Origin of the sequence: Pseudoalteromonas sp. P1-13-1a, assembly GCF_001401875.1 — a bacterium.
Classification (GTDB): Bacteria; Pseudomonadota; Gammaproteobacteria; order Enterobacterales; family Alteromonadaceae; genus Pseudoalteromonas.
Map to the genome: position 1 here is coordinate 1 of NZ_LKDV01000049.1, position 19,932 is coordinate 19,932.

Below are 19,932 nucleotides of genomic sequence, written 5' to 3' on the forward strand. Positions count from 1 at the left end.
CCGAGTGGCCGAAGGAGCTCCCCTGCTAAGGGAGTATAGAGTTTGTAGCTCTATCGAGGGTTCGAATCCCTCCTTCTCCACCATTTCTTATTAAAAACCGCTTAGTTGCGGTTTTTTTGTGCCTAAAATTTAACAGCCAATGTACCAAGGAGGGTGAGAACTATCCTAGGGTTCGATAAAATGTATGGAATAGTTTAAGCCGCCGTAAGCGTTGCGACGCAATTAATTACATAGATGTAATTAAGCTAACCCCTCCTTCTCCACCATAACTTTTATCAATCCGTAATTACTTAATTACTTTTAGAGGGATAAATGCCGCTATCAGAGTTAAAAGCTCTCATTTACGACTGCATGGAAGCAGAAGTTAGGCCAATGCAGGAGCAATTGCCAAGAACAACTAAATAGTAAACTTTTTCCTAGCTATCAACACGTTTACCTATCCTCAAAATAAACCTTAATCAGGGTTACTGGAATTATTAAAGCCACGTTGTTGCGATGAAAAATAAAACACATTGAATACACTTTGTAGTTACGGCATTATTAATCACATCAACAGTCGCGTAAGTTTAATTATGTTTCGTCTAATAACACCTTTAATAGGTTTTGTCGCTTTAAGTACACACGCAGCCCAAGACATTACGGTATACAAATGCACAATCAAAGGGGTCGCTACATTTAGCCAAACACCATGCGCTGACAATGCAGAAGTAATTAAACTAAAGCAACCTATGATTGCCGATAAATACGGCAATAATGCAAACTCACCGACTATGCCTGGCGCCTCTGTAGATAACTACATAGAGATCCAAAGAATCGAGCGTGAAATTAAACGCCACCAGCTTACTATTAAAAATTATAAAGAAGACTTAGCCAACGCGACCCAACAAGCCAGCTATATTACTCAAGACCAAGCTAATAGAATGGGCGCCGAATCAATAGCCGATGCAATTGCCACCAAAACTGCGACCATTCAAAACCGCTATAACGCACTCATTAGCGCCGTAGAGCAACAAGTTTCTATTTTACATCAACAAAAACAACAACTTAGCAACCAACCTTAACGGCTACATAAACTGCTTGCAGGTTACACAGCCTGCACTTTGTAAAACATGTATAAAAAATACCGCAAATAACATACTGTTCGCTATACTGATATTTAAAATTAAGCCCTTTTGAAAAGTCAGGAAGCTATGTGAAAAATTTTAATTCAAAATATCATTCTGTTGTCTTTTACATAGTTTTTTCATTAGCGTACTTTTTAATTGGGATCTCACTTACAAAACTCGCCTTTAATACTCAAATTATTCCCGTATGGTTGCCTGCAGGCATTGCTTTAGTCGGATGCTATATTTGGTGGTGGCGCTTTGCTCCAGCGCTTTTTGTAGCAGCCTTTGCATTTAATTTTAATATTTTTGATAGTTCAGCACACGATATGGTGTTGGTTGGCAACACTTTCAGCCAAGCCACCTATATTGCGATTGGTATTGTATTGCAGGCAATGGTGGGGGCTGGCTTACTAAAGTATTGGCTGGGTCACCCGCTATTTTTTAAAAAACGCGCAAGTATCATTTATTTTATTTTTGTTGTAGGGATTGGGGTAAGCTTAATCTCTGCAAATTTTGGGGTATTTGCACTAAGCCAATTTAATCCCGCGTACGATATTAAAGATCATTGGCAAAATGTTTTATTTTGGTGGTTAGGAGACTCATTAGGGGTCATTATTGCTACCCCGCTACTATTGGTCTTAACTCAGATTAAAGGGGAAAATAGGCCAATAACACCGCTGCCTACTTTAGCGGTGTGTAGTATTTTATTTATATCTGTTGCTATAACCACTCAACTTTATAACCAAGAAAACAGGCAAAACACCGTTAAAGTCGCTGAACGTGAAGCGCAGGTGATAGAAAGTAGTTTATATCGCTATATCAACCAAAGCTTAATCGCGGTGCAAAGCTTAGCCAGCCAAGTGCAATCTACCCCAAATTTGAATCAACAAGACTTTTATGCCTATGCTAGTGAGTTATTAGCACAGCATTCATTTATTAAAGCGCTTTCGTGGAATCAAAAAATAGCGCAAAGTGAGCAAGCTTCATTTACCCAAGAAGTTGCCAATATATACCATCTAGACTTTGAAATTGTGGGGGAACCTCTTGAGCCAGACGATCCTATGGTTATTGTTAAGTACATTGCCCCTTTTAATGGCAACCAAAAAGCGGTTGGTTTTAATGTATATTCAAACCCAGATAGAAAAGCGTCGTTAATCAACCCAGCAATTAAATACCAGCCAGTTAGCACAAAAATTATTCAGCTAGTGCAAACATCTGAGCCAGAACCAGCCTACCTACTATTTGCACCCGTTTACGAGCATCAACAGCAAAAAACTATTATAAAAGGCTATGCAACAGGTGTGTTTTTAGTACGTAATATTATTGAGCAAGCGATTAGCGAACAACAATCAGAAATGTTTTCTATTGCACTCTATGAAGATGAAAATAAGCCCGCCTTTTACAGTAACTACGGCAAAAGTTTAAGTATTGCACAGGGCAGCCGTATTATGAGGCTAAAACTTAACTTTGGAGGGCAAACGTGGAATGTACAATTGGCTTTAAAAGAAAAATACCTTGCCCCACATAGTAACCAACTAACACTATTTTTAATGGCCTTACAGTTAGTTGTATGTGCTTTAATTTTAACTGTTTTACTACTTTTTAATCAGCAACAAATAGCCCTTACCCGAAAGGTTGCAGAGCGCACTCACTCGCTTGCGCAAGCCAAAAAGCAATCAGACTTAGCTAATCAGGCCAAAAGTCGATTTTTAGCCAATATGAGTCACGAGATACGCACACCATTAAATGCAGTTATTGGTTTTTCATCATTAGCGCGTAAAGAAGATAACGCACAAACACTTATTGGTTACCTAGATAAAATAAACTCTTCATCTAAAAGCTTGCTGAACTTGATTAATGACATACTCGATATTTCAAAAATTGAATCACATAAGCTCAAGCTCGAAAGCACAGCGTTCGACTTAGATACAATTATAAAGCGTATTAACACAATGTTTGAAGCCAGTGCAGCCAACAAAGGGATTGGCTGGCAGGTTACAAACCAACTTCCGGTAGATACTTGGTATATAGGCGACCCTTTACGATTTGAGCAAGTAGTGCTGAATCTTTGTAGCAACGCTATAAAATTTACAGAGCAAGGTAAAGTAGCGGTGGCTTTTGATGGAGAGTTTATCAGTACTGACAAAGTCAAAATAACAGTCACCGTGACAGATACCGGTATTGGTATAAAACCAACTCAGCAATCCAAGCTCTTTAGTGCCTTTACTCAAGCAGACGACTCAACATCAAGACGCTATGGCGGCACAGGTCTAGGCTTAACTGTTGTAAAAGAACTCACTAAATTAATGGGCGGTAATATAACACTGCAAAGTGAGCCAAATGTAGGTTCTACGTTTAAATTTGACGTTATACTTAAAACAAGTCCCGCTCAAGAACCAGCCGAGCTCGTATACTCGGGCATTAAATTGGCAGCCTTAAAAATACTTGTCGCAGAAGATAACCCTGTAAACCAAATGGTTATTAAAGCTATGCTAGGTTCACTAGGCATTGTTGCGCACATGGTAGAAAATGGCGAAGCGGCAGTAGATATAGTAAAAGAGCAACACTTTGACTTAATTTTAATGGACTGCCAAATGCCTGTAATGGATGGTTACAGAGCCACCGCACTCATTAGGCAATTTAAAAACGAGCAAGAACTGCCTATTATCGCGCTGACCGCCGATGTTATGCCTGAAGACAAAGCCCATGCTCAAGCTGTTGGCTTTAATCAGCATCTTGCAAAACCACTAGACCTAACTAGGCTAACCGCATGTTTAGCGCAATACGCTGAAATTGAAGAGTATTAGTACAACAATACGTAAATAAACACACTGGTGTTTTAATTTTGGCTTAAAATGCATGCACTCATAATAAAGCAGCCCAAGGTAAGCAGTAATGGCAACTTTTACCCACCAATGGTTTAATAATATTAACCAAATAGACGCACACGAGTGGACTCGTTTATTTGGTAATGAGCCCTTTACCCGCCATGCATTTTTATATGCATTAGAGCAGAGCCACTGTGTAAACCAAGAAACCGGTTGGCAGCCTCATCACTTAGCGGTTTATGAAGCTGACAAGTTAGTCGCACTCGCGCCTGGGTATTTAAAAAGCCACTCATACGGCGAGTATGTATTTGATTGGGCGTGGGCAGAGGCCTTTGAGCAACACGGATTAGCCTATTACCCTAAATGGCTAAGCGGTGTGCCTTTTAGCCCCATTGAAGGCCAACGTATTGCCATTGCTCATGCGAATACACAAAGCGTATACGAGTACATAAAAAAGCAATTAAATTTAACGAGTATAGAGCAAGGTTGGTCTGGCTGGCATGTTAACTTTTGCCCAAAGATGCAAGCTCAAGCCCTGTGTACTGACGATATAATGCAGCGTGTGGGCGTGCAGTTTCAATGGTTTAATAAAGGCTTTAAAACCTTTGACGATTTTTTGAATACACTCACCGCACGCAAACGAAAAACACTAAAAAAAGAGCGTGCTAAAATAGCACAGCAAAGTATTACCATTGAATGGCTACAAGGCTCGCACATAAGCCCTGAAACAATGCAGCTATTTTGTGAGTTTTATCAACGTACTTATTTAAAGCGTTCTGGGCATTTAGGGTATTTAAATATTGAGTTTTTTACTTTATTACAGGCACTAATGGGCGATCAGCTAATTGTTATGCTTGCCAAAAAAGACAACAAAATAGTGGCAGCAACGCTAAGCTTACAGGGCGAAAACACCTTGTATGGCCGCTATTGGGGCGCCAACGAAGAAATAGATTCCCTTCATTTTGAGCTGTGTTACTACCAAGGGATTGAATTTGCGATTAAGCATAATTTACATTGCTTTCACTCGGGCGCTCAAGGTGAGCATAAAATACCTCGTGGGTTTGAGCCTGTTTTTACCTACTCCAGCCACTATATTGTTGAACCCGATTTTAGAGCAGCAATAAACGACTACCTAAAGCGAGAGCGCCAACATATGACAATGTATAAAACGCAGTGCGCTGATTTACTGCCGTTTAAAAACCAATAACTGATTATTAGCTGGCATAGCTGTATCACTTATGAGTGTAAGACCTGCTTGTGTTGCTAATTGCTCTATAGCCTCAAAATCACGAATACCGCTAAGTGGGTCACGTTGCGTTAAAAAGCGATCGAATTCTTCATTACTTGCACTTGTAAACTGTCCTTGGTATTTAAAAGGGCCATAAATACACACTACACCCTGACTTGCTAAGTGCGTTGCAGCCCCTTTAAAAAACTGCTCAACCAACGGCCAACTTACTATATGCAACGTATTTGCCGTGTAAATGGCATCCACGTTATTTACCGGCCATGCATAATTTAAGTCAAGCTCAAGAGGGCCGTGTAAATTAGTTAAATTTGCCTCCTTAAGCCATAAATTTATGCCCTCATGGTTTATACGTCGATCACTTGTATACCACTGTAGATGCGGTAATTGCTCAGCAAAAAACACACTATGCTGCCCCGTACCCGAGCCGACTTCAAGTACCGACTTTGTCTTATCAAAAACGGGTTTAAGCACCTCTAAAATAGGACCCTTATTGTTTTCGCACGCTTGTGAGAAAGGTTTATTCATGATTTGCACCAATAGTGAAATTTATTGCACAACATTAACGCAAAAAAATGACACTGAACAATTAAAGTTTTATAGATAATTTATAAAAGTGAGTTAATTCATGGCACTAAAATAAAAATAAGCCGATGGTATGTATTATGCTTTAACTTAATCAACCCTAAGTAGGGTGTATTACCAATATTAAATACGAGGATAAAATTATGCATACTCCCCCTTACACCGCTGTAGACGCTGTTGTCTCAGTGACAGAAAAAACCACCGAAAAACCAATTAGTACCTGTGATAGTAGAGCCACTGTAATCGACTTACTTTCTCACTGTAACCAAAATCAACAGGCGCTAAAAAAACATGAAACAGACCAAATATTCATTCTTGGCTATAATTGATATTCAATTAAACGCTGCAAATAAATTTAATAATAACTGTTTACACTGAAACCGATTAAATGTAATGATAACTATTATCGTTAACTTGAATCGGTTTTTTTATGTCTCCCTTTCAGGCATTACAGCCTTATCATCATGAACTTGCTTGTAACTGCTTACGCCCAGGCTTACATGCGCCTATGGTGGTAGCTCACTACATAGAAACCGCTTTAAACGTTGCTAAAAGCTTTGAAAAACAGCGTAACCCCTTACTACAAGAGTTATATTTATTACGCACTCACCATGAAATTATCAATAAAATGTGCGACCCTCTAATACACAATGCCATTCGCAAGCAATGCCTTGAGCAGTTATATAAACCCTTATTGGCATTAAAACGCTTTTACTATGCACATAACGATACTGAAAAATTTTTAAAACTTGAGCGCGAAGCTCGCGTACTCAGTCACGAATTTAACCCTTTTTAAGGAGCGACTTATGAGCAATTTTAGAACCGAATCCGACAGCATGGGTGAATTACAGGTCCCTAGTGATGCGCTATATCAAGCACAAACCCAGCGTGCAGTTAACAACTTTGCTATTAGTGGCTTAGCCATGCCAAAACAATTTGTAACAGCGCTTGCATACATTAAACAAGCCGCTGCACAAAGTAACTTTGAGCTAAATCACTTAAGTAAAAGTAAAGCCAACGCTATTGAGCAAGCATGCCAACAAATTATTGATGGCGAGCATTATGAGCATTTCCCCGTTGATATTTTTCAAACTGGTTCAGGCACCAGCTCGAACATGAATGCGAATGAAGTTATCGCAACCCTTGCAACCCGTATAGGTAATGAGCCAGTTCACCCTAATGATGATGTAAATATGGGCCAAAGCTCTAACGATGTAGTACCGACAGCCATAGCCCTTAGTAGTGCTATTAACGTGGTTTATGAATTACTGCCATCTCTTGAAAAACTATCGCAGAGCTTAGAGCAAAAAAAGGCAGACGTTGGCAAAATAGTTAAAACAGGGCGTACGCATTTAATGGATGCCATGCCCGTTACGTTTGAGCAAACGCTAAGCGCATGGCAGTCACAAGTAAATAATGCTGCCTCTGGTATTCGCCATAGCTTAGAGCGAGTGTGCGAGCTTGCTCAAGGCGGGACTGCTGTTGGTACCGGCATTAATGCAGATGGTGAATTTGCTTCAAAATTTGCTAAAAACTTAAGCGCAAATGTGGGTATAAGCTTTAAACCAAGCAGTAACTTTTTTTACAACATTGGCTCACAAGATGCCATTGTAGCGCTTTCAGGTCAGCTAAAAGTATTGGCCGTAGCACAAATGAAAATAGCTAATGACTTACGCTGGATGAACTCGGGCCCACTTGCTGGACTTGGCGAAATAGAGCTTGAAGCACTGCAACCTGGCTCGTCGATTATGCCTGGCAAAGTTAACCCAGTGATCCCAGAAGCGGCAGCTATGGTAAGCGCTCAAGTTATAGGTAACGATGCAACCATCACTGTAGCAGGCCAAGCGGGTAATTTTGAGCTAAACGTCATGCTACCGGTTATTGCACATAATATTTTACAAAGCATTGAGCTACTTGCTAATAGCGCACAAGCATTGGCAGATAAAGCCATTGCAAGTTTTAAAGTAAACCAAACCAATATTGATAAAGCACTGGCTAAAAATCCAATTTTAGTGACTGCGCTGAATCCGGTGATCGGTTACGAAAAAGCAGCCAAAATAGCTAAGCAAGCGTATAAAGAAGCCCGCCCCATCATTGATGTGGCAGAGCAAGAAACCGACCTTTCACGCGGTGAATTAGAAAAGCTGCTTAACCCCACTAAACTTACTCAAGGCGGTTTATAAAGGTAAATCTAAAACGGCTTTAATTACTTGATAATATAGTTTTTATTGCCGTTAAAAATGCACCGTGTATGATAGTGATGAATAATTCATCACTATCAAGGTTTATTATGCGTACTCCACTGTTAGCCCTACTTTTACCACTTTGCTTAACCGCATGCCTAGAAACAACATCGCAAGATGCAGCCACTCACTCGGTGAACGAGCTTAAAGAAGTACCGCATAAAGAAGTACCTCAACAAACCAATAGGGAAAACAAGCACACACCCTCTACTGATGCATCTCAACCAATAAAAACCGCTTTAAAAGAAGTATCACTTAACGATATTAAAGCCGCAAAAAGCGAGCTTAATACGTTAATTGCCAATACACAGTGCGATACCTCGGCACAATGTAAAGTTATGCCAATAGGAAGCAAAGCCTGCGGCGGACCAAGTGATTATGTTATTTATTCAACAAAAGCAGCTAAAAAGGGGCAAGTCAGTTCGCTTGCAAAGCAAATAACAACGCTTGAAAAAGCCTACAACACACAAAATGAAATGATGAGCACATGCCAGCATTTAACTTCTCCAAGCACGCAGTGTGTTGAAAATAAATGTGTTAAACTTGAAGGCTCAGCGGTAAGTGTATTTTAAGGACAAGGTTATGAGTTGTTTGCCATCAGCAATTAAATTATCAATTGTGAGTGTTGCCACCAGCGCTATGCTATTACTTAGCGGCTGTGCGAGCACATCATCAAGTACTGAACAAGATCAGAATTTGTCTGACTTGAACTACGACCTTAATAACATTGTTAGTGATAATAGTTGCACCGCAAGCTTTCAATGTAAGGTACTCGAAGTAGGTGCACGCGCGTGTGGTGGGCCAAGTAAGTATGTTGTGTATTCAACACTTAACACCTCTCAAGAGCACGCCGAAGAAGTGGCCCATAAAATTACACAGCAACAAAAAGCACAAAATAAAGCGCAAGGTTTAACCGATTGCTCACCCGTGCTTGAAGTGCAAACCTTGTGTATTAATCAGCAATGCCAAGCGTTTGATATAAAATAGCTATACACTATTTAAACCTTAAATTAAGCGTTAATTTAATAACGGAATTAGCGCTGATATAACCACCACCAACACCACACAAATTCCTGCTTTAACAATGTACTTCATTGGCATTTCTTTTTTTACCCAGTACGCATAAATAAAGCGCACAAAATAGCTGGCGGCAGTGCCAAACAAAGCAAATATAATAAGGTAAGTAATCAGTATAGTATTCAAAGCAGTACTTCTTTATAGTTGTTGCCCTTAGTGTAAGGGCTTAGTACAAAGAACGCAAAACACTGCTTTTATTGAGCCCCACACTTATATTAAGTGGTTAGTAACCCAAAGCGCTGATGCACTATTTAGCTTTTTTTGTGTGGGCAATTAAAAGCTCAGCAACTTGCTGTTTTACAGCTCGCTTATCATCACTTTGAACATTAAATCGTGTTGCTAACTGGGCTATTTCATCATCGTTTAAATTAAACGATAGGCGCTGACGTGTTTTTTTAGATTTTACATCTAAGCCTAAAATTTTACGGATCATATCTGAGGGCGTAAGCTCTTGGTCTATGGCCTGCTTTTTTATCGACTTTTGTACTTCGCTGCTTAAATCAAATGCCATTTGTGTGGCACGCACAGCTTGCTCTTGACGTAACCACTTGTCTTTAGCGTCACTCACTTCGCATCTCCTGGAAACAAGTCGACTATATCAGTAATTGGGCGTGTTAGCGTCAGTGACACTTCGGTCTCACCGCCATCCCATATTTCAATATTTAAGCCGTGCCCTTCGTCCGGCGATGCTAAACAAATCATTTCACAAGGTTCGCCACCCTCTTGCTCATAACGCGGCAATGACTGACCACGAAAATCTTTGTTATGGAAATAACACACATATGGCGACTCACTTTGCTGATAGCTTTTAGCTAAAAACTGCATAAACTGCTCAGGCGTATTTTGCACCTGTATATGGGTTAACGACTCTTCATCAAAAATGCGCGCAAATTCGTCTAGACCAAATATTTGCTCTACGTCGTCACGCTGAATTTTGATTGAAAAATTAGCCCACTGCTCACCATCATCTTGCTCAATTTGTAAAAATACCACCTGTCCGCTGTTCGTCTCTAGCACAAACTCAGTATCACTACTGTGCTGATATTGATAAGTTTGAATATCAATAACACGCAGCGTTTGCCCTTTTAACCACGACGGATATGCAAATGAGTCTATAACGCTAAACATGTCACCTTTTTTAAGCTCACTCGCATGGTTAAGCTGACGTTCTGGCTCTTTTTTTGATTTGAAAAAATTAAACATAATGAGACATCCCTTAAGCAAAAAAGGTAACTAAGCTAAGCTTAATTACCTTTTGTAAATAATGTACTAACTATTAGCCGTTTTGCTTGGCTTTAATGCGCGCTAAAATATCAGCACTTTTTGGGCTTGTATCGCCAATACCGGCTTCAGCCATTTTCGCTTTTAAATCGTCGCCATTTGTATCTGACTCAAGTTGCTTTGCAGCGCCTAACTGGTCGCTACGATCTTGCTGACGCTGTTTAATACGCTCAAGCGACTGGCGAGCCGAGGTCATAGACGAGCTATTAGTATTAAGCGTGCTGTTAACAGCCATTGTTGCTTGCTGTACGCTTTCTGTGGTTTTAACCATAGTAAGCTGACGTTGGTTTTCTTTAATCGACTTTTCAGCGTCTTTAACTTGCTGCTTAAGCGTTACAATGTGGTTGCTAAAGCCTGCTAAGACTTGCTCATGCTCTGCTTTTTCAGCTTCAAAATCACCAATTTTTTCTGCAATTTCTAATGCTAAGGCTTCGTTACCTTTTTCAAGAGCTTGGCCTGCATACGCTTCGTGCTCAGCAATTGAGGCATCTACCGCGCTAATTTTACGCTTAGTTTGCATTTCTTTAGCCATTACTTCTGTAAGGCTTTTTTTAGCACGATTAAGTGCATTTTGCGCATCTGCTATTTCTTGTTCAAAAATACGGATACCGTTTGCATCTACAATTGCTTCGCCCGCTTCACGCGCGCCGCCACGTACTGCTGTAAATAATTTTTTTAATATACTCATAATCTTAACTCCACTAACTAGTTACTAATCGTTTAAATACAAGGTCACGGCTTCTAGTGCGTCAATAGCGTTGTCTGCTAGTGTCACTAGTTCGTGGGTAATATCATCTAATGATGAATTTACCGACAGTGCACCAAAAATCGCGTATTTGTTATCGATTTTAGCAAATGCACTCAGTGGAATTGGCACGTTTAAACGCAGTAGTGTTTCGTTTAACTCGTTGCGTAATTCACTTTTTACTTCATCTTCGCCAAACAAGTAGCTAATACATAACAACTGCTCTTGTGTTTGCGTAACAAAAATTGGAAGCTCATCGTTTCCATCAACTATGACTTGTAAAACATCTTGCTCGCCAGGATTGGCAATCAAGAAAGACTCAAAGTTAGCGCCTTCGGTTTCAAAAGAAGCTAATTTTATTGAAAGTTCATTTAATTCCATGTCTCTGCCTTTTTGCTGTTTGACATATTATGTCTGAGTTAAGATTCGCATGGTCGACATAATATGTCAACCATGTTTTATTAATTTTTATACAATTCGCTTTCTATTTGCCACGCATTACGGTAGTAATCATATAGCTGACCCGAACCTAACCTATTGACTTCAATACTTTTAACTTGTTCAAAATACTGGTTAGGAAATACAAAGCTGGCTAATAAATATTCTTTGCTTACCCACCTTGATGGCACCGGCATAGCGCTTATATTTTTAATTCGCCCACTGGCTGGTTGACCCATTTTAGTGGCAATAGTCCACCCCCACTGTCCAAATGAAGGAATATTTTGCTGGTACTGCTCAACATAATCAAAACCAGCCGCTTTTACCGTTTTAGCAATACTTAAAAATGCTTTTTTGGCATGATAAGGCGAGGTTGACTGCACCGCCATTGCGCCATCGGGGGCCAAAAGTTGACGTACATGGTTATAAAAATAGTCGCTGTACATTTTGTTTAAATCGGGGTGATTTGGGTCCGGTAAATCAATTAAAATAGTGTCAAATTGCTTACCTTGATCAAGCAACTTTTCAACCTCTAAAAACGCATCGCCCACAATAATATTTGCACGCGGGTCTAACATTGAACGATTATTTAGCGCTAATAATCGCTTACTTATAGACTCAGGCGGTGTAAAATCTCCGTCTTTATGGCCAAATAAATTGAGCAGCTGTGCATCTAAATCAATTAACGTTACCTCGTTCACTGGCCACTTTAAAACATCTCTAAGGGCAAGCCCGTCACCACCACCAATAATTAATACGTTATCGTGCCGGTTTGATGCGAGCATGGCCGGATACACCAGCATTGAATGATATATTTGCTCATCAATACTTGAGAACTGTAAGCGCCCATTTAAATATAAATCGGTAATAGGCACTGGCTGGTTTTTGCTTAAGCGCTCAGTTAATACGACATGCTGGTATTTAGTTGCTTGTGAGTAAATAACTTTATCTTTGTAAAGCACATTACTTAAGCTGTTCATCCAGCTACTTCCCATCACTAAAATAAACCCAAACAGTGCCAGTAATACTATATGGCAAACTAAAAGTGCCTTAGCAAAGCGCACATGAGCATGGTAGCGCCATAAAAAGGCGAGCCCTGCCAATATATTAAAAAGTGCTGTCCACGCTGCAGCTTGCATTATAGGCATCGCCAGCATAATGCTTACCCAAATAGCCGCACCAATACCGGCGCCAATATAATCGGCACCATAAATGGTGCCTGCATTGTTTTCTAAAAAGCGCCCGTACACATGTTGGCGAATACGCGCAATAAGCGGTATTTCCATACCAATAAACAAACCCAGTACTAAACCAAACACATAAGGTAAAAAGCGTGACCACTCTTGCAGCTTTTGAAATACATAGCCGTTAAGCACAATATCTGGCGGTAAATTAAAAATACTAGAAAACAAATGAGGAAGAGAATAACTTACAGCAATTACACCGGCTATTGCCAAAATACAGCCCATACCAATCAGGGCAATAATACTTTCCAGCCAAGCAAAGGCGGTAAAAGCATCTTTAAACCAACGGGCTAAAAATGCGCCTAAGCCCATGGCAACTATCATGGTGCCAATCATGGCATAGATAGCACTTTCTACAGAGCCCAGTACACGCCCTGCGTAATGCGAAAGTAAGTATTCATAAATAAGGCCGCACCCAGCGAGTACGGCCATAACAGTGATGAGTAAAATATCGTGCCCAAGTAAACGCGATTTACTTGGGCTAGTTGTAGTTGATGACACTGATTATGCGCCTAGTAAGGTTGCCATAGTAATACCGACAGCAAACGACACTGCAGCAGAAATAGCACCTACACCTACATTTTTCTGACGGTTTACTTCATCTGAAATATCACAACCTGATAAAATTATTTTTATGGTGATTAAATGTAAAATGATGAATGTCACTAAACTTACAATCGCGCTAATAGCCCAATAAAGCAGGCTGGCATTAATGTTATCGGCCGCATACGGTGCAATACCTGATGCCGCAGTAATAGCTAAGGCACTGCCTACTAAAAAGCCAGCGTAGCGTATACCTACCGCTAAATTGCCATCAATAATGGCTTGTTGTAAACAATCACCGCTTTTATTGGTACGCTTAAATAATTGTACGCGGTATTGGCTTACAAGCAGTAGTGCAACACTGCCAATAATAAAAGCCGCAATAACGATAGGCAGCCCGTGCCAACCCTCTGTTGCTACCCATAAAAGTGCAGAGCGAATCACAATCGCCACGCTTACTACATGACCAAAGTCGATAATAGAGGCCGTTACGTTACCTTTTACAATTTCGTCGTGCAGGCTGACTTTGCGAAGCGCAACCTTATCTTGAAAAAAGTGGCCTAATTTAATCAGTACAATGGCTAATACACCATAGCCTAGCATTTGCAGGGCTTCTTGTTGTAAAGAGGCAGCAAAAGCACCACTGCTCACACCCGTTAATACAATGGCAAGTGCAACTAAGCCTGCCGCAAAGCTAATACCAAAAGCAAAGTTATCGCGCTCTGTTATTTCATCATTTGCATGAAGGTTTGAAACCCAGCCCTTAATGTATTTTAGGCTTACAAATAACAACACTATAATTGCAAAATCAATCGCCAAAGCTTGTAGCGACCACATAGTTATTCCATTAAATTCGTACATATTTCTAACTCCAACTTATTCTTTACTTACCACGGCTCACGCCACGAGAGGTTCTGCTACCGCTATTACGTACCGATCCAGAGCTGTTGCTATAACTACTCGAACGCGAGTAACTACTGCGGCTTTTAGGCGGTGTATAACTACTGCGGCTTAAACCCGAGGCACCCGATTTTTTGCTCGCATAAGGGCTAGTAAACTGCTTGCCTTGGCGTTGGTACGATTGACGCGTACGCGTTTCTAACGCACTTTGCGTTTTAATTTGTTTAGGGCTTGAGTAACGATAGCGGCCGTAATCGTTGTAATAGCTATATTTACGGCGGCTGCTCCAACGTCCGTATTCAACACGGTCAAATACATCGCCTAAAATACGGTACATGCCATACCACTGCCAAAAGCTAATACCATTACTATTCGTTTGCCAGTTACCGTAATTAGGGTTGCCCACCAATTGATTACCTTCGCCTGCGCCCTCTGCCTCTTGACTAATAGCACCGACGCGCGCAAGGCTGCCCTTAGACATATCCGCCAACATATTAATCGGGTCAGTTAACGCGTCAGAAAACAGCGTAGGCTTAGCCGCCTCACGTAGTAAATCAATACTGTGTAGCGTGTCTTCGTAGGGAGGAATTAAATAAGTGCCTTTAATATCTTTAAGTCGTTGTGTTAAACCACTGTAAAGTGCACCCTGCCTTGTAGCATCAAGGGTAATTACATCAACAACCTGACTCAGTTCTGGCTGTTGCTGTTTAAGGAGTTTGCCATATTCTTTAAGCAATACAGCATTACGTATAGTGCCATTATCAAGCGCAGTACCAAGCTGTGCAAGCTCAACATCTGCCTTTTTAATAGACTCTTGAATTGTTTGTTGTAGTTGTTCTTCTTTAGATTGACAACCCATAAGCACTGCAAACAAACAAAACAGGCTCATAAGTTTCCAAGCTTTTATATTCGACATTCATGTCACCTGATTTAATAAATAACCGCATTAGTCTTACACAGGTCACTTATTAAGCCAAGAATGAAATTGCAACAAAGTAAGTCTGCCTAAAATAAAATAACCAGCTATAGTTACTCCATGAATTTAAACACATTCTTTTACTTACACATTTAGTAAGTAACATCAGCGCTACGCGTAAGCCTTCTATTAATAGATAGCACCAATAAGTAATAACTCTTTTAGTAATAGAGCACGGCAGTAAGAAGGGATTTGGCTAAATGTTTCATAGTATTCGTAACAAATTTATTATTATTACAACTTGTCTAATCGTACTAAGCGCTAGTTTTGTTTTTTATTTAGCAATTAATGAGCACGAGGATTTATACCGCCAATCAGTTGAAGAAAACCTCGATGCCATGTCATCAAATATTTCAGATAATTTGTTACGTGTTATGTCGCAAGAGATAGATTTATTTTCTATCACAACTGAGCTTTTGGGGTTAGATAGGTACGAGCACATAAAATTTGTAAATGTCTTTGATAGCAATTGGCGGCTAATACAGTCTTACGTGCACCCTAATTACTTAAAGTACGAGGATTTTACTCCACAGCTACAGGGGATCAAACCGCAAAGCTTGCCCCGTACAGTCAGTGTTACTAACCAAGGCTTAGTTGCCTTAAAAACAATTGGTGAGGAACAGTTCCCTATAGGCTACTTATTAATTGTTCAAGATTTTAATAAGCCCCTTAATGAAAGCAAAGCGAGCTTATTTTATAGTGCGGCCCCTATCGTTATTTTTAGTATCGTGATCACCATCATCATCTCTTTTTGGATATACCAACATTTATTAAGCCCGCTATTAAAACTTTCTAAGTTCACGCAAAAAGTAGAAAAAACAAGAAGCTACCAACTTCAATACCAAGGTTCGGGCAACGATGAAGTATCGCAACTTGGTAAAGATATTAATAACTTACTTAACACTATTAACGCCCAAGTGGTTACTAATCAAAAAAACACCGCACAACTTTTAAAGCAAAAACAATCAATGGAGCACTTAGCTAACTTCGATATATTAACTGGTTTGCCAAATCGTATGTTCATTATGGCCTTACTAAAAGAAGAATTAACACGCTGTAAAAGCAACCATCAAGATTTAGCAATCATGTTTTTCGACGTAGATAGCTTTAAAGGTGTTAACGATACACTTGGCCATGAAACGGGCGACCTACTTTTAAAGGCGGTAGCCAGTAATATCAAAGAGCACTTACGCGAAAATGATGTTATTGCTCGCTTAGGAGGGGATGAGTTTTTAATAATGCTGCGTAATATAAATAATTACACCGACGTTATTAATATTGCGGAGCAAATTATCAACTCAATGCAAACACCTTTTACTATTAATCAGTGGGATATACCCACTGGGGTAAGTATTGGCATTGCCCACGCTAAAGAAGCTGAGTTTGACATTAATACATTAATTAGTAATGCAGACATCGCAATGTATGCCTCAAAAGAAAAAGGGAAAGGATCGTTCACCGTTTTTCATAAAAAGATGCTAGAAAACAGTAAGCGAATGGCTCAAGTTGCTAATTTAATTAGTCATGCAATTGCGCAAAATGAATTTGAAGTTGTGTATCAGTTAAAAATAGCCGCCAATGGTGAGGCTAATGGCCTTGAAGCACTTATTAGGTGGCAAAGTGAAGAGCTTGGCTTTATTTCACCAGGTGAGTTTATACCCATTGCAGAGCAAGCAGGTAAAATAAAAGCAATCACACAGTGGGTTATCTCTAGGGTATTTCAAGATTTACCCACTTTAAAGCAATCTATAGGTAACCATGTACGCGTTTCTTTAAACCTATCGAGCCATGATCTTAAAGATAACCACTTCATTAATATAGTAAAAAATAAGTTGGTTAAATACAACGTCGACATTGCAAATATCCAGTTTGAAATTACCGAATCAAGCTATCTCGATAATTTTGAAAACTCCAATCAATTCTTTAACCAAATAAAAAAAATGGGCGGCTCTATAGCCCTTGATGATTTTGGAACGGGGTACTCATCGCTAAGCTACCTTACAAAAATAGATATCGATACCATCAAAATTGACCGTATGTTTGTTAATCAATTTGATAGTTCAGAAAAGGATGCGGCGGTATTAAAGGCCATACTCGATTTAAGTAAACGCCTAGGTTTAAAAATATGCAGTGAGGGTATAGAAACAGCCAGCCAGGCTAACTACCTAATTAAAAATGGCAGTGATGAAATGCAAGGATATTATTTTGCAAAGCCTGTAGCCCTATCCCACATACCAGCAGCTAAAGCCCAAGCAAAAGAGGCATTTAAAGCGCTAACTTTAAAATAAGTCAGCGCTACTAGGGCGTTAGCGTTACAACGGTTAGCTCGTCAGGAATTTTTGTATCAGCAGGTAAATAAGCAACTGCATTTTCTTCTTTCAACAAGTACGCAATAATTTCTTTAGCCGAGCTAAATTCGATAGGTGGCTTGCTACGCCCTGTAAATCTCATCTGAGCCCAATAAGCCTGAATCCTAGATTCGGTTAAGCCAACCAACTTTGTATTAAAGTCGATTCGTAACGGGTTTCCGGCAGGTAAATTTACTGCTTTAAATTGACGACTCAACGCGCCGCCCATATAGATATGGCGAATTTGCTGCTTACTCAAAGCCAAGCTTTTATTGGCCGTATTAACAACAATGATCACTTTAGATGTATGGCTATTATCCGCGTAGGCTTGTACGCTAATACACAATAATGACCAAGTAAAAATAAACACCAGAATTATGTGTTTAATCACGTAAGTTAACTTAGAGTGCATCATCAAAATACCCAATCTAAGCCGATAAGGTAAAGATTCGTTTTTCTATTAAAGTTGGTATCCTCAGGGATAACAAAAAAAGAATTATTAACCTCATCGCCCTCTAAAGCAGATACCTCCGCTTTTAACGCCAGATTAGGTAATACATCCCATCGTATACCGAGTGTCCATGTTTTTAGTGAGTCGGGCGCCGATTCTGAAAATACGCTGTTATAGGCCTGTGCCAGCTGATCTAACTCTACACTAACGCCTACTGGGATCTCATTCTGATTAGCGTTAATTTCTACATCGCTATCTGCAAAGGTCAAATGATAAGTAAAAGGTGCATCGTTATAGCCTACGGTTAAGTAATAGCTTTGTATAATCGGAATTATATCCAGCTGTGTTTTAATCTTTACCCACTCACCTCTAAAAAAATAATCTAAATTATCATAAATAACACCAAGCTGATCTGCATGTGCACTGCCCTGTGTCGTCAGTGACGCTGCACTTAGGCTAAAATTAAAATTCTCTAAAGTATCTTGTAATTGGTTAATCGATTTAAGATCTAGCGCTATATTACCGTTATACCTTGAAGCTCTAAACTCTATATTTTCAATGTTCAACTTCCCTATAACACCCACTAAATTATCTACCTCAAAGCCTGTTTTAAAAGGGCCTATACCAATACTTCCCGACTCTTCGCCATAGTACCCTTCAATGCTGATATCAAAGTCATCTGAGCCAAATTTGTAAATAGCATCAATACCATTAAATGTTTTAAATAAATACGTGTCGTAAACTTGTTGTGGCGGATTGATCCATGGGTAGGCAAACCCTACATCAGAGAAGTCGCTCATTGTAAAAAATGGGGTGCGCAGCTTACCGACTTTTATCTGCAAATTGGTTGTCGGTGTATAAGTCAAATACAGCCATTCAAGTCCACTCTCACCAGATACCGTTGTACTATCGGATCTAAGTACCCCTTGTGCTGTCACTGACCAGTTTTTATTAAACTGATACTCAGCTTGAAGACCTATTAAGCTTGATGGTGAAAAGTTAAGAGTGTCGTCGTAACCTCTATATTCAACATCTCTTTCATCTAAGTAACCACCAATAACACGCGCGTAGCCCGAAAAATCAAACTCATCCGATTTAGCTGGTAAATGATGTAGGCCCACGATTAAAACGAATATCTGAAATATTTTATTTCGCATAGACATTCAGCAACCTATATAAAAAAGCGCTGAATATTAAAAAGTAACGACATTTTATAATTCTGCAGAATAATTATTATGAGGTATAACTATAGTCAAACTTAATGAGAGTGGATCAAAATAGTCTGAACTATAAGTTATTATTTTTATACATCTTACTAGATTAGTTAAGTTAAGAGACTTGCGTGTACTGTAATACCAATTCGCTTAATGGAGTAATCTATTTTGAAGCTTAAAAAAGAATCAATGTCAGTAAAAACTCACTATTTAGTTGTTATAAATTAGAGTCTTTAAAAGCAGATAGCGACACTTCCATACCCTTAAAATAATTGATACCAACCCTTACACAAAGGGGCTACGCTTTAGAGAAGGAAATACTGGATATAACTTTTCTTCAGACGTAAAAAAACCCAACTATTGCAAGTCGGGCTTTCTTGTATTTGGCGCCAGGCGATGTCGTAGTGCCCACAGCAGTGGAGAGCCACATAACAGATGCTGAAATAACACCGGTCAATGAATTTGATAGCCAAAATACTATTCACAAAGAGGCGCTCCGCTTAGGAGACGCTCCGCTTTAGAGGAGAAAATGCTGAATATTACTTTCCTTCAGACGTAAAAACCCATCACATTGCTGTAAAAGCTTTCTCGTATTTGGAGCCTTGCGATGTCGTAGTACCCACAGAGGTAGTGAGCCACATAGCAAAGTACTCTTAATGTTTTTTTAATGGGATTCACTGAGCACTGAGGTGGTCGTTGCGTTCTTT

At 39.6% G+C, this 19,932-nt stretch carries 20 protein-coding genes; 9 read left to right on the forward strand and 11 right to left on the reverse strand.

Annotation, left to right across the window (positions count from 1 at the left end; all coding sequences use genetic code 11):
• Window positions 1-572: 572 nt before the first annotated feature.
• The 3 genes from AN391_RS18940 to AN391_RS18950 all read left to right on the forward strand — a co-directional run bounded on the left by AN391_RS18940 (window position 573) and on the right by AN391_RS18950 (window position 5,141).
• Window positions 573-1,061, forward strand: coding sequence for an RNA-binding protein (locus tag AN391_RS18940; protein ID WP_055016843.1), 489 nt, complete (start codon window positions 573-575; stop codon window positions 1,059-1,061).
• Between the two features lie 131 nt (window positions 1,062-1,192).
• Window positions 1,193-3,913 carry an ATP-binding protein gene (locus AN391_RS18945; RefSeq protein WP_055016828.1) on the forward strand — a complete coding sequence of 907 codons (2,721 nt, stop codon included), beginning with the start codon at window positions 1,193-1,195 and terminating at the stop codon, window positions 3,911-3,913.
• 88 nt (window positions 3,914-4,001) lie between these two features.
• A complete protein-coding gene (locus AN391_RS18950; protein ID WP_055016829.1) occupies window positions 4,002-5,141 on the forward strand; it encodes a GNAT family N-acetyltransferase in 1,140 nt (379 codons plus the stop codon).
• Here the strand turns inward: AN391_RS18950 and AN391_RS18955 are convergent.
• Window positions 5,118-5,708, reverse strand: coding sequence for a DUF938 domain-containing protein (locus AN391_RS18955; RefSeq protein ID WP_055016830.1), 591 nt, complete (start codon window positions 5,706-5,708; stop codon window positions 5,118-5,120). The two genes, AN391_RS18950 and AN391_RS18955, sit on opposite strands and share 24 nt — an antisense overlap.
• Window positions 5,709-5,908: 200 nt before the next feature.
• Here AN391_RS18955 and AN391_RS18960 point away from each other — a divergent pair, with 200 nt between their 5' ends.
• The 5 genes from AN391_RS18960 (at window position 5,909) to AN391_RS18980 (ending at window position 8,995) form a co-directional block, all read left to right on the forward strand.
• The gene (locus AN391_RS18960; protein ID WP_055016831.1) at window positions 5,909-6,094 is read left to right on the forward strand and encodes a hypothetical protein; all 186 of its coding nucleotides are present in this window, start codon (window positions 5,909-5,911) and stop codon (window positions 6,092-6,094) included.
• A gap of 101 nt (window positions 6,095-6,195) precedes the next feature.
• Window positions 6,196-6,561: a hypothetical protein gene (locus AN391_RS18965; protein WP_004589147.1), complete on the forward strand. Its 366-nt coding sequence runs from the start codon at window positions 6,196-6,198 to the stop codon at window positions 6,559-6,561.
• A gap of 10 nt (window positions 6,562-6,571) precedes the next feature.
• Window positions 6,572-7,948: a lyase family protein gene (locus AN391_RS18970; protein ID WP_055016832.1), complete on the forward strand. Its 1,377-nt coding sequence runs from the start codon at window positions 6,572-6,574 to the stop codon at window positions 7,946-7,948.
• A gap of 107 nt (window positions 7,949-8,055) precedes the next feature.
• Window positions 8,056-8,580, forward strand: a complete 525-nt coding sequence (locus AN391_RS18975) for a hypothetical protein (RefSeq protein WP_055016833.1) — start codon at window positions 8,056-8,058, stop codon at window positions 8,578-8,580.
• Window positions 8,581-8,590: 10 nt separating this feature from the next.
• Window positions 8,591-8,995 (forward strand): hypothetical protein, encoded by a 405-nt coding sequence (locus tag AN391_RS18980; RefSeq protein ID WP_055016834.1) that lies wholly within the window; start codon window positions 8,591-8,593, stop codon window positions 8,993-8,995.
• A gap of 30 nt (window positions 8,996-9,025) precedes the next feature.
• On the opposite strand, the gene AN391_RS18985 is transcribed toward AN391_RS18980, so the two are convergent.
• The 8 genes from AN391_RS18985 to AN391_RS19020 form a co-directional block, all read right to left on the reverse strand.
• Window positions 9,026-9,211: a hypothetical protein gene (locus AN391_RS18985; RefSeq protein WP_055016835.1), complete on the reverse strand. Its 186-nt coding sequence runs from the start codon at window positions 9,209-9,211 to the stop codon at window positions 9,026-9,028.
• A gap of 121 nt (window positions 9,212-9,332) precedes the next feature.
• Window positions 9,333-9,653, reverse strand: coding sequence for a hypothetical protein (locus AN391_RS18990; protein WP_055016836.1), 321 nt, complete (start codon window positions 9,651-9,653; stop codon window positions 9,333-9,335).
• Window positions 9,650-10,288, reverse strand: a complete 639-nt coding sequence (locus tag AN391_RS18995) for a DUF4178 domain-containing protein (RefSeq protein ID WP_024032119.1) — start codon at window positions 10,286-10,288, stop codon at window positions 9,650-9,652. Before AN391_RS18995 ends, AN391_RS18990 begins: the two co-directional genes overlap by 4 nt.
• A gap of 73 nt (window positions 10,289-10,361) precedes the next feature.
• On the reverse strand, window positions 10,362-11,054 hold the full coding sequence (locus tag AN391_RS19000) for a PspA/IM30 family protein (RefSeq protein WP_055016837.1): 693 nt from the start codon (window positions 11,052-11,054) through the stop codon (window positions 10,362-10,364).
• Between the two features lie 24 nt (window positions 11,055-11,078).
• Window positions 11,079-11,492 carry a YjfI family protein gene (locus AN391_RS19005; protein WP_004589139.1) on the reverse strand — a complete coding sequence of 138 codons (414 nt, stop codon included), beginning with the start codon at window positions 11,490-11,492 and terminating at the stop codon, window positions 11,079-11,081.
• Window positions 11,493-11,572: 80 nt separating this feature from the next.
• On the reverse strand, window positions 11,573-13,294 hold the full coding sequence (locus AN391_RS19010; RefSeq protein ID WP_055016838.1) for a polyamine aminopropyltransferase: 1,722 nt from the start codon (window positions 13,292-13,294) through the stop codon (window positions 11,573-11,575).
• A 3-nt stretch (window positions 13,295-13,297) separates the two neighbouring features.
• Window positions 13,298-14,197, reverse strand: coding sequence for a DUF350 domain-containing protein (locus tag AN391_RS19015; RefSeq protein ID WP_055016839.1), 900 nt, complete (start codon window positions 14,195-14,197; stop codon window positions 13,298-13,300).
• A gap of 22 nt (window positions 14,198-14,219) precedes the next feature.
• Window positions 14,220-15,152 (reverse strand): hypothetical protein, encoded by a 933-nt coding sequence (locus AN391_RS19020; RefSeq protein ID WP_055016840.1) that lies wholly within the window; start codon window positions 15,150-15,152, stop codon window positions 14,220-14,222.
• 260 nt (window positions 15,153-15,412) lie between these two features.
• Between AN391_RS19020 and AN391_RS19025 the strand changes: the two genes are divergently transcribed.
• The gene (locus tag AN391_RS19025; RefSeq protein WP_055016841.1) at window positions 15,413-17,500 is read left to right on the forward strand and encodes a bifunctional diguanylate cyclase/phosphodiesterase; all 2,088 of its coding nucleotides are present in this window, start codon (window positions 15,413-15,415) and stop codon (window positions 17,498-17,500) included.
• Between the two features lie 10 nt (window positions 17,501-17,510).
• Here AN391_RS19025 and AN391_RS19030 read toward each other — a convergent pair whose 3' ends face one another.
• Window positions 17,511-17,975 (reverse strand): hypothetical protein, encoded by a 465-nt coding sequence (locus AN391_RS19030; RefSeq protein WP_055016842.1) that lies wholly within the window; start codon window positions 17,973-17,975, stop codon window positions 17,511-17,513.
• The gene (locus tag AN391_RS19035; protein WP_235576000.1) at window positions 17,975-19,174 is read right to left on the reverse strand and encodes a hypothetical protein; all 1,200 of its coding nucleotides are present in this window, start codon (window positions 19,172-19,174) and stop codon (window positions 17,975-17,977) included. Before AN391_RS19035 ends, AN391_RS19030 begins: the two co-directional genes overlap by 1 nt.
• Between the last annotated feature and the right edge of the window lie 758 nt (window positions 19,175-19,932).

Bases quoted from the DNA above. Each gene is read 5' to 3' on its own strand.
- AN391_RS18940 (WP_055016843.1), top strand. From the start codon at position 573: ATGTTTCGTCTAATAACACCTTTAATAGGTTTTGTCGCTTTAAGTACA.
- AN391_RS18950 (WP_055016829.1), top strand. From the start codon at position 4,002: ATGGCAACTTTTACCCACCAATGGTTTAATAATATTAACCAAATAGAC.
- AN391_RS18955 (WP_055016830.1), bottom strand. From the start codon at position 5,708: ATGAATAAACCTTTCTCACAAGCGTGCGAAAACAATAAGGGTCCTATT.
- AN391_RS18960 (WP_055016831.1), top strand. From the start codon at position 5,909: ATGCATACTCCCCCTTACACCGCTGTAGACGCTGTTGTCTCAGTGACA.
- AN391_RS18965 (WP_004589147.1), top strand. From the start codon at position 6,196: ATGTCTCCCTTTCAGGCATTACAGCCTTATCATCATGAACTTGCTTGT.
- AN391_RS18970 (WP_055016832.1), top strand. From the start codon at position 6,572: ATGAGCAATTTTAGAACCGAATCCGACAGCATGGGTGAATTACAGGTC.
- AN391_RS18975 (WP_055016833.1), top strand. From the start codon at position 8,056: ATGCGTACTCCACTGTTAGCCCTACTTTTACCACTTTGCTTAACCGCA.
- AN391_RS18980 (WP_055016834.1), top strand. From the start codon at position 8,591: ATGAGTTGTTTGCCATCAGCAATTAAATTATCAATTGTGAGTGTTGCC.
- AN391_RS18995 (WP_024032119.1), bottom strand. From the start codon at position 10,288: ATGTTTAATTTTTTCAAATCAAAAAAAGAGCCAGAACGTCAGCTTAAC.
- AN391_RS19000 (WP_055016837.1), bottom strand. From the start codon at position 11,054: ATGAGTATATTAAAAAAATTATTTACAGCAGTACGTGGCGGCGCGCGT.
- AN391_RS19005 (WP_004589139.1), bottom strand. From the start codon at position 11,492: ATGGAATTAAATGAACTTTCAATAAAATTAGCTTCTTTTGAAACCGAA.
- AN391_RS19015 (WP_055016839.1), bottom strand. From the start codon at position 14,197: ATGTACGAATTTAATGGAATAACTATGTGGTCGCTACAAGCTTTGGCG.
- AN391_RS19020 (WP_055016840.1), bottom strand. From the start codon at position 15,152: ATGTCGAATATAAAAGCTTGGAAACTTATGAGCCTGTTTTGTTTGTTT.
- AN391_RS19025 (WP_055016841.1), top strand. From the start codon at position 15,413: ATGTTTCATAGTATTCGTAACAAATTTATTATTATTACAACTTGTCTA.
- AN391_RS19030 (WP_055016842.1), bottom strand. From the start codon at position 17,975: ATGATGCACTCTAAGTTAACTTACGTGATTAAACACATAATTCTGGTG.
- AN391_RS19035 (WP_235576000.1), bottom strand. From the start codon at position 19,174: ATGTCTATGCGAAATAAAATATTTCAGATATTCGTTTTAATCGTGGGC.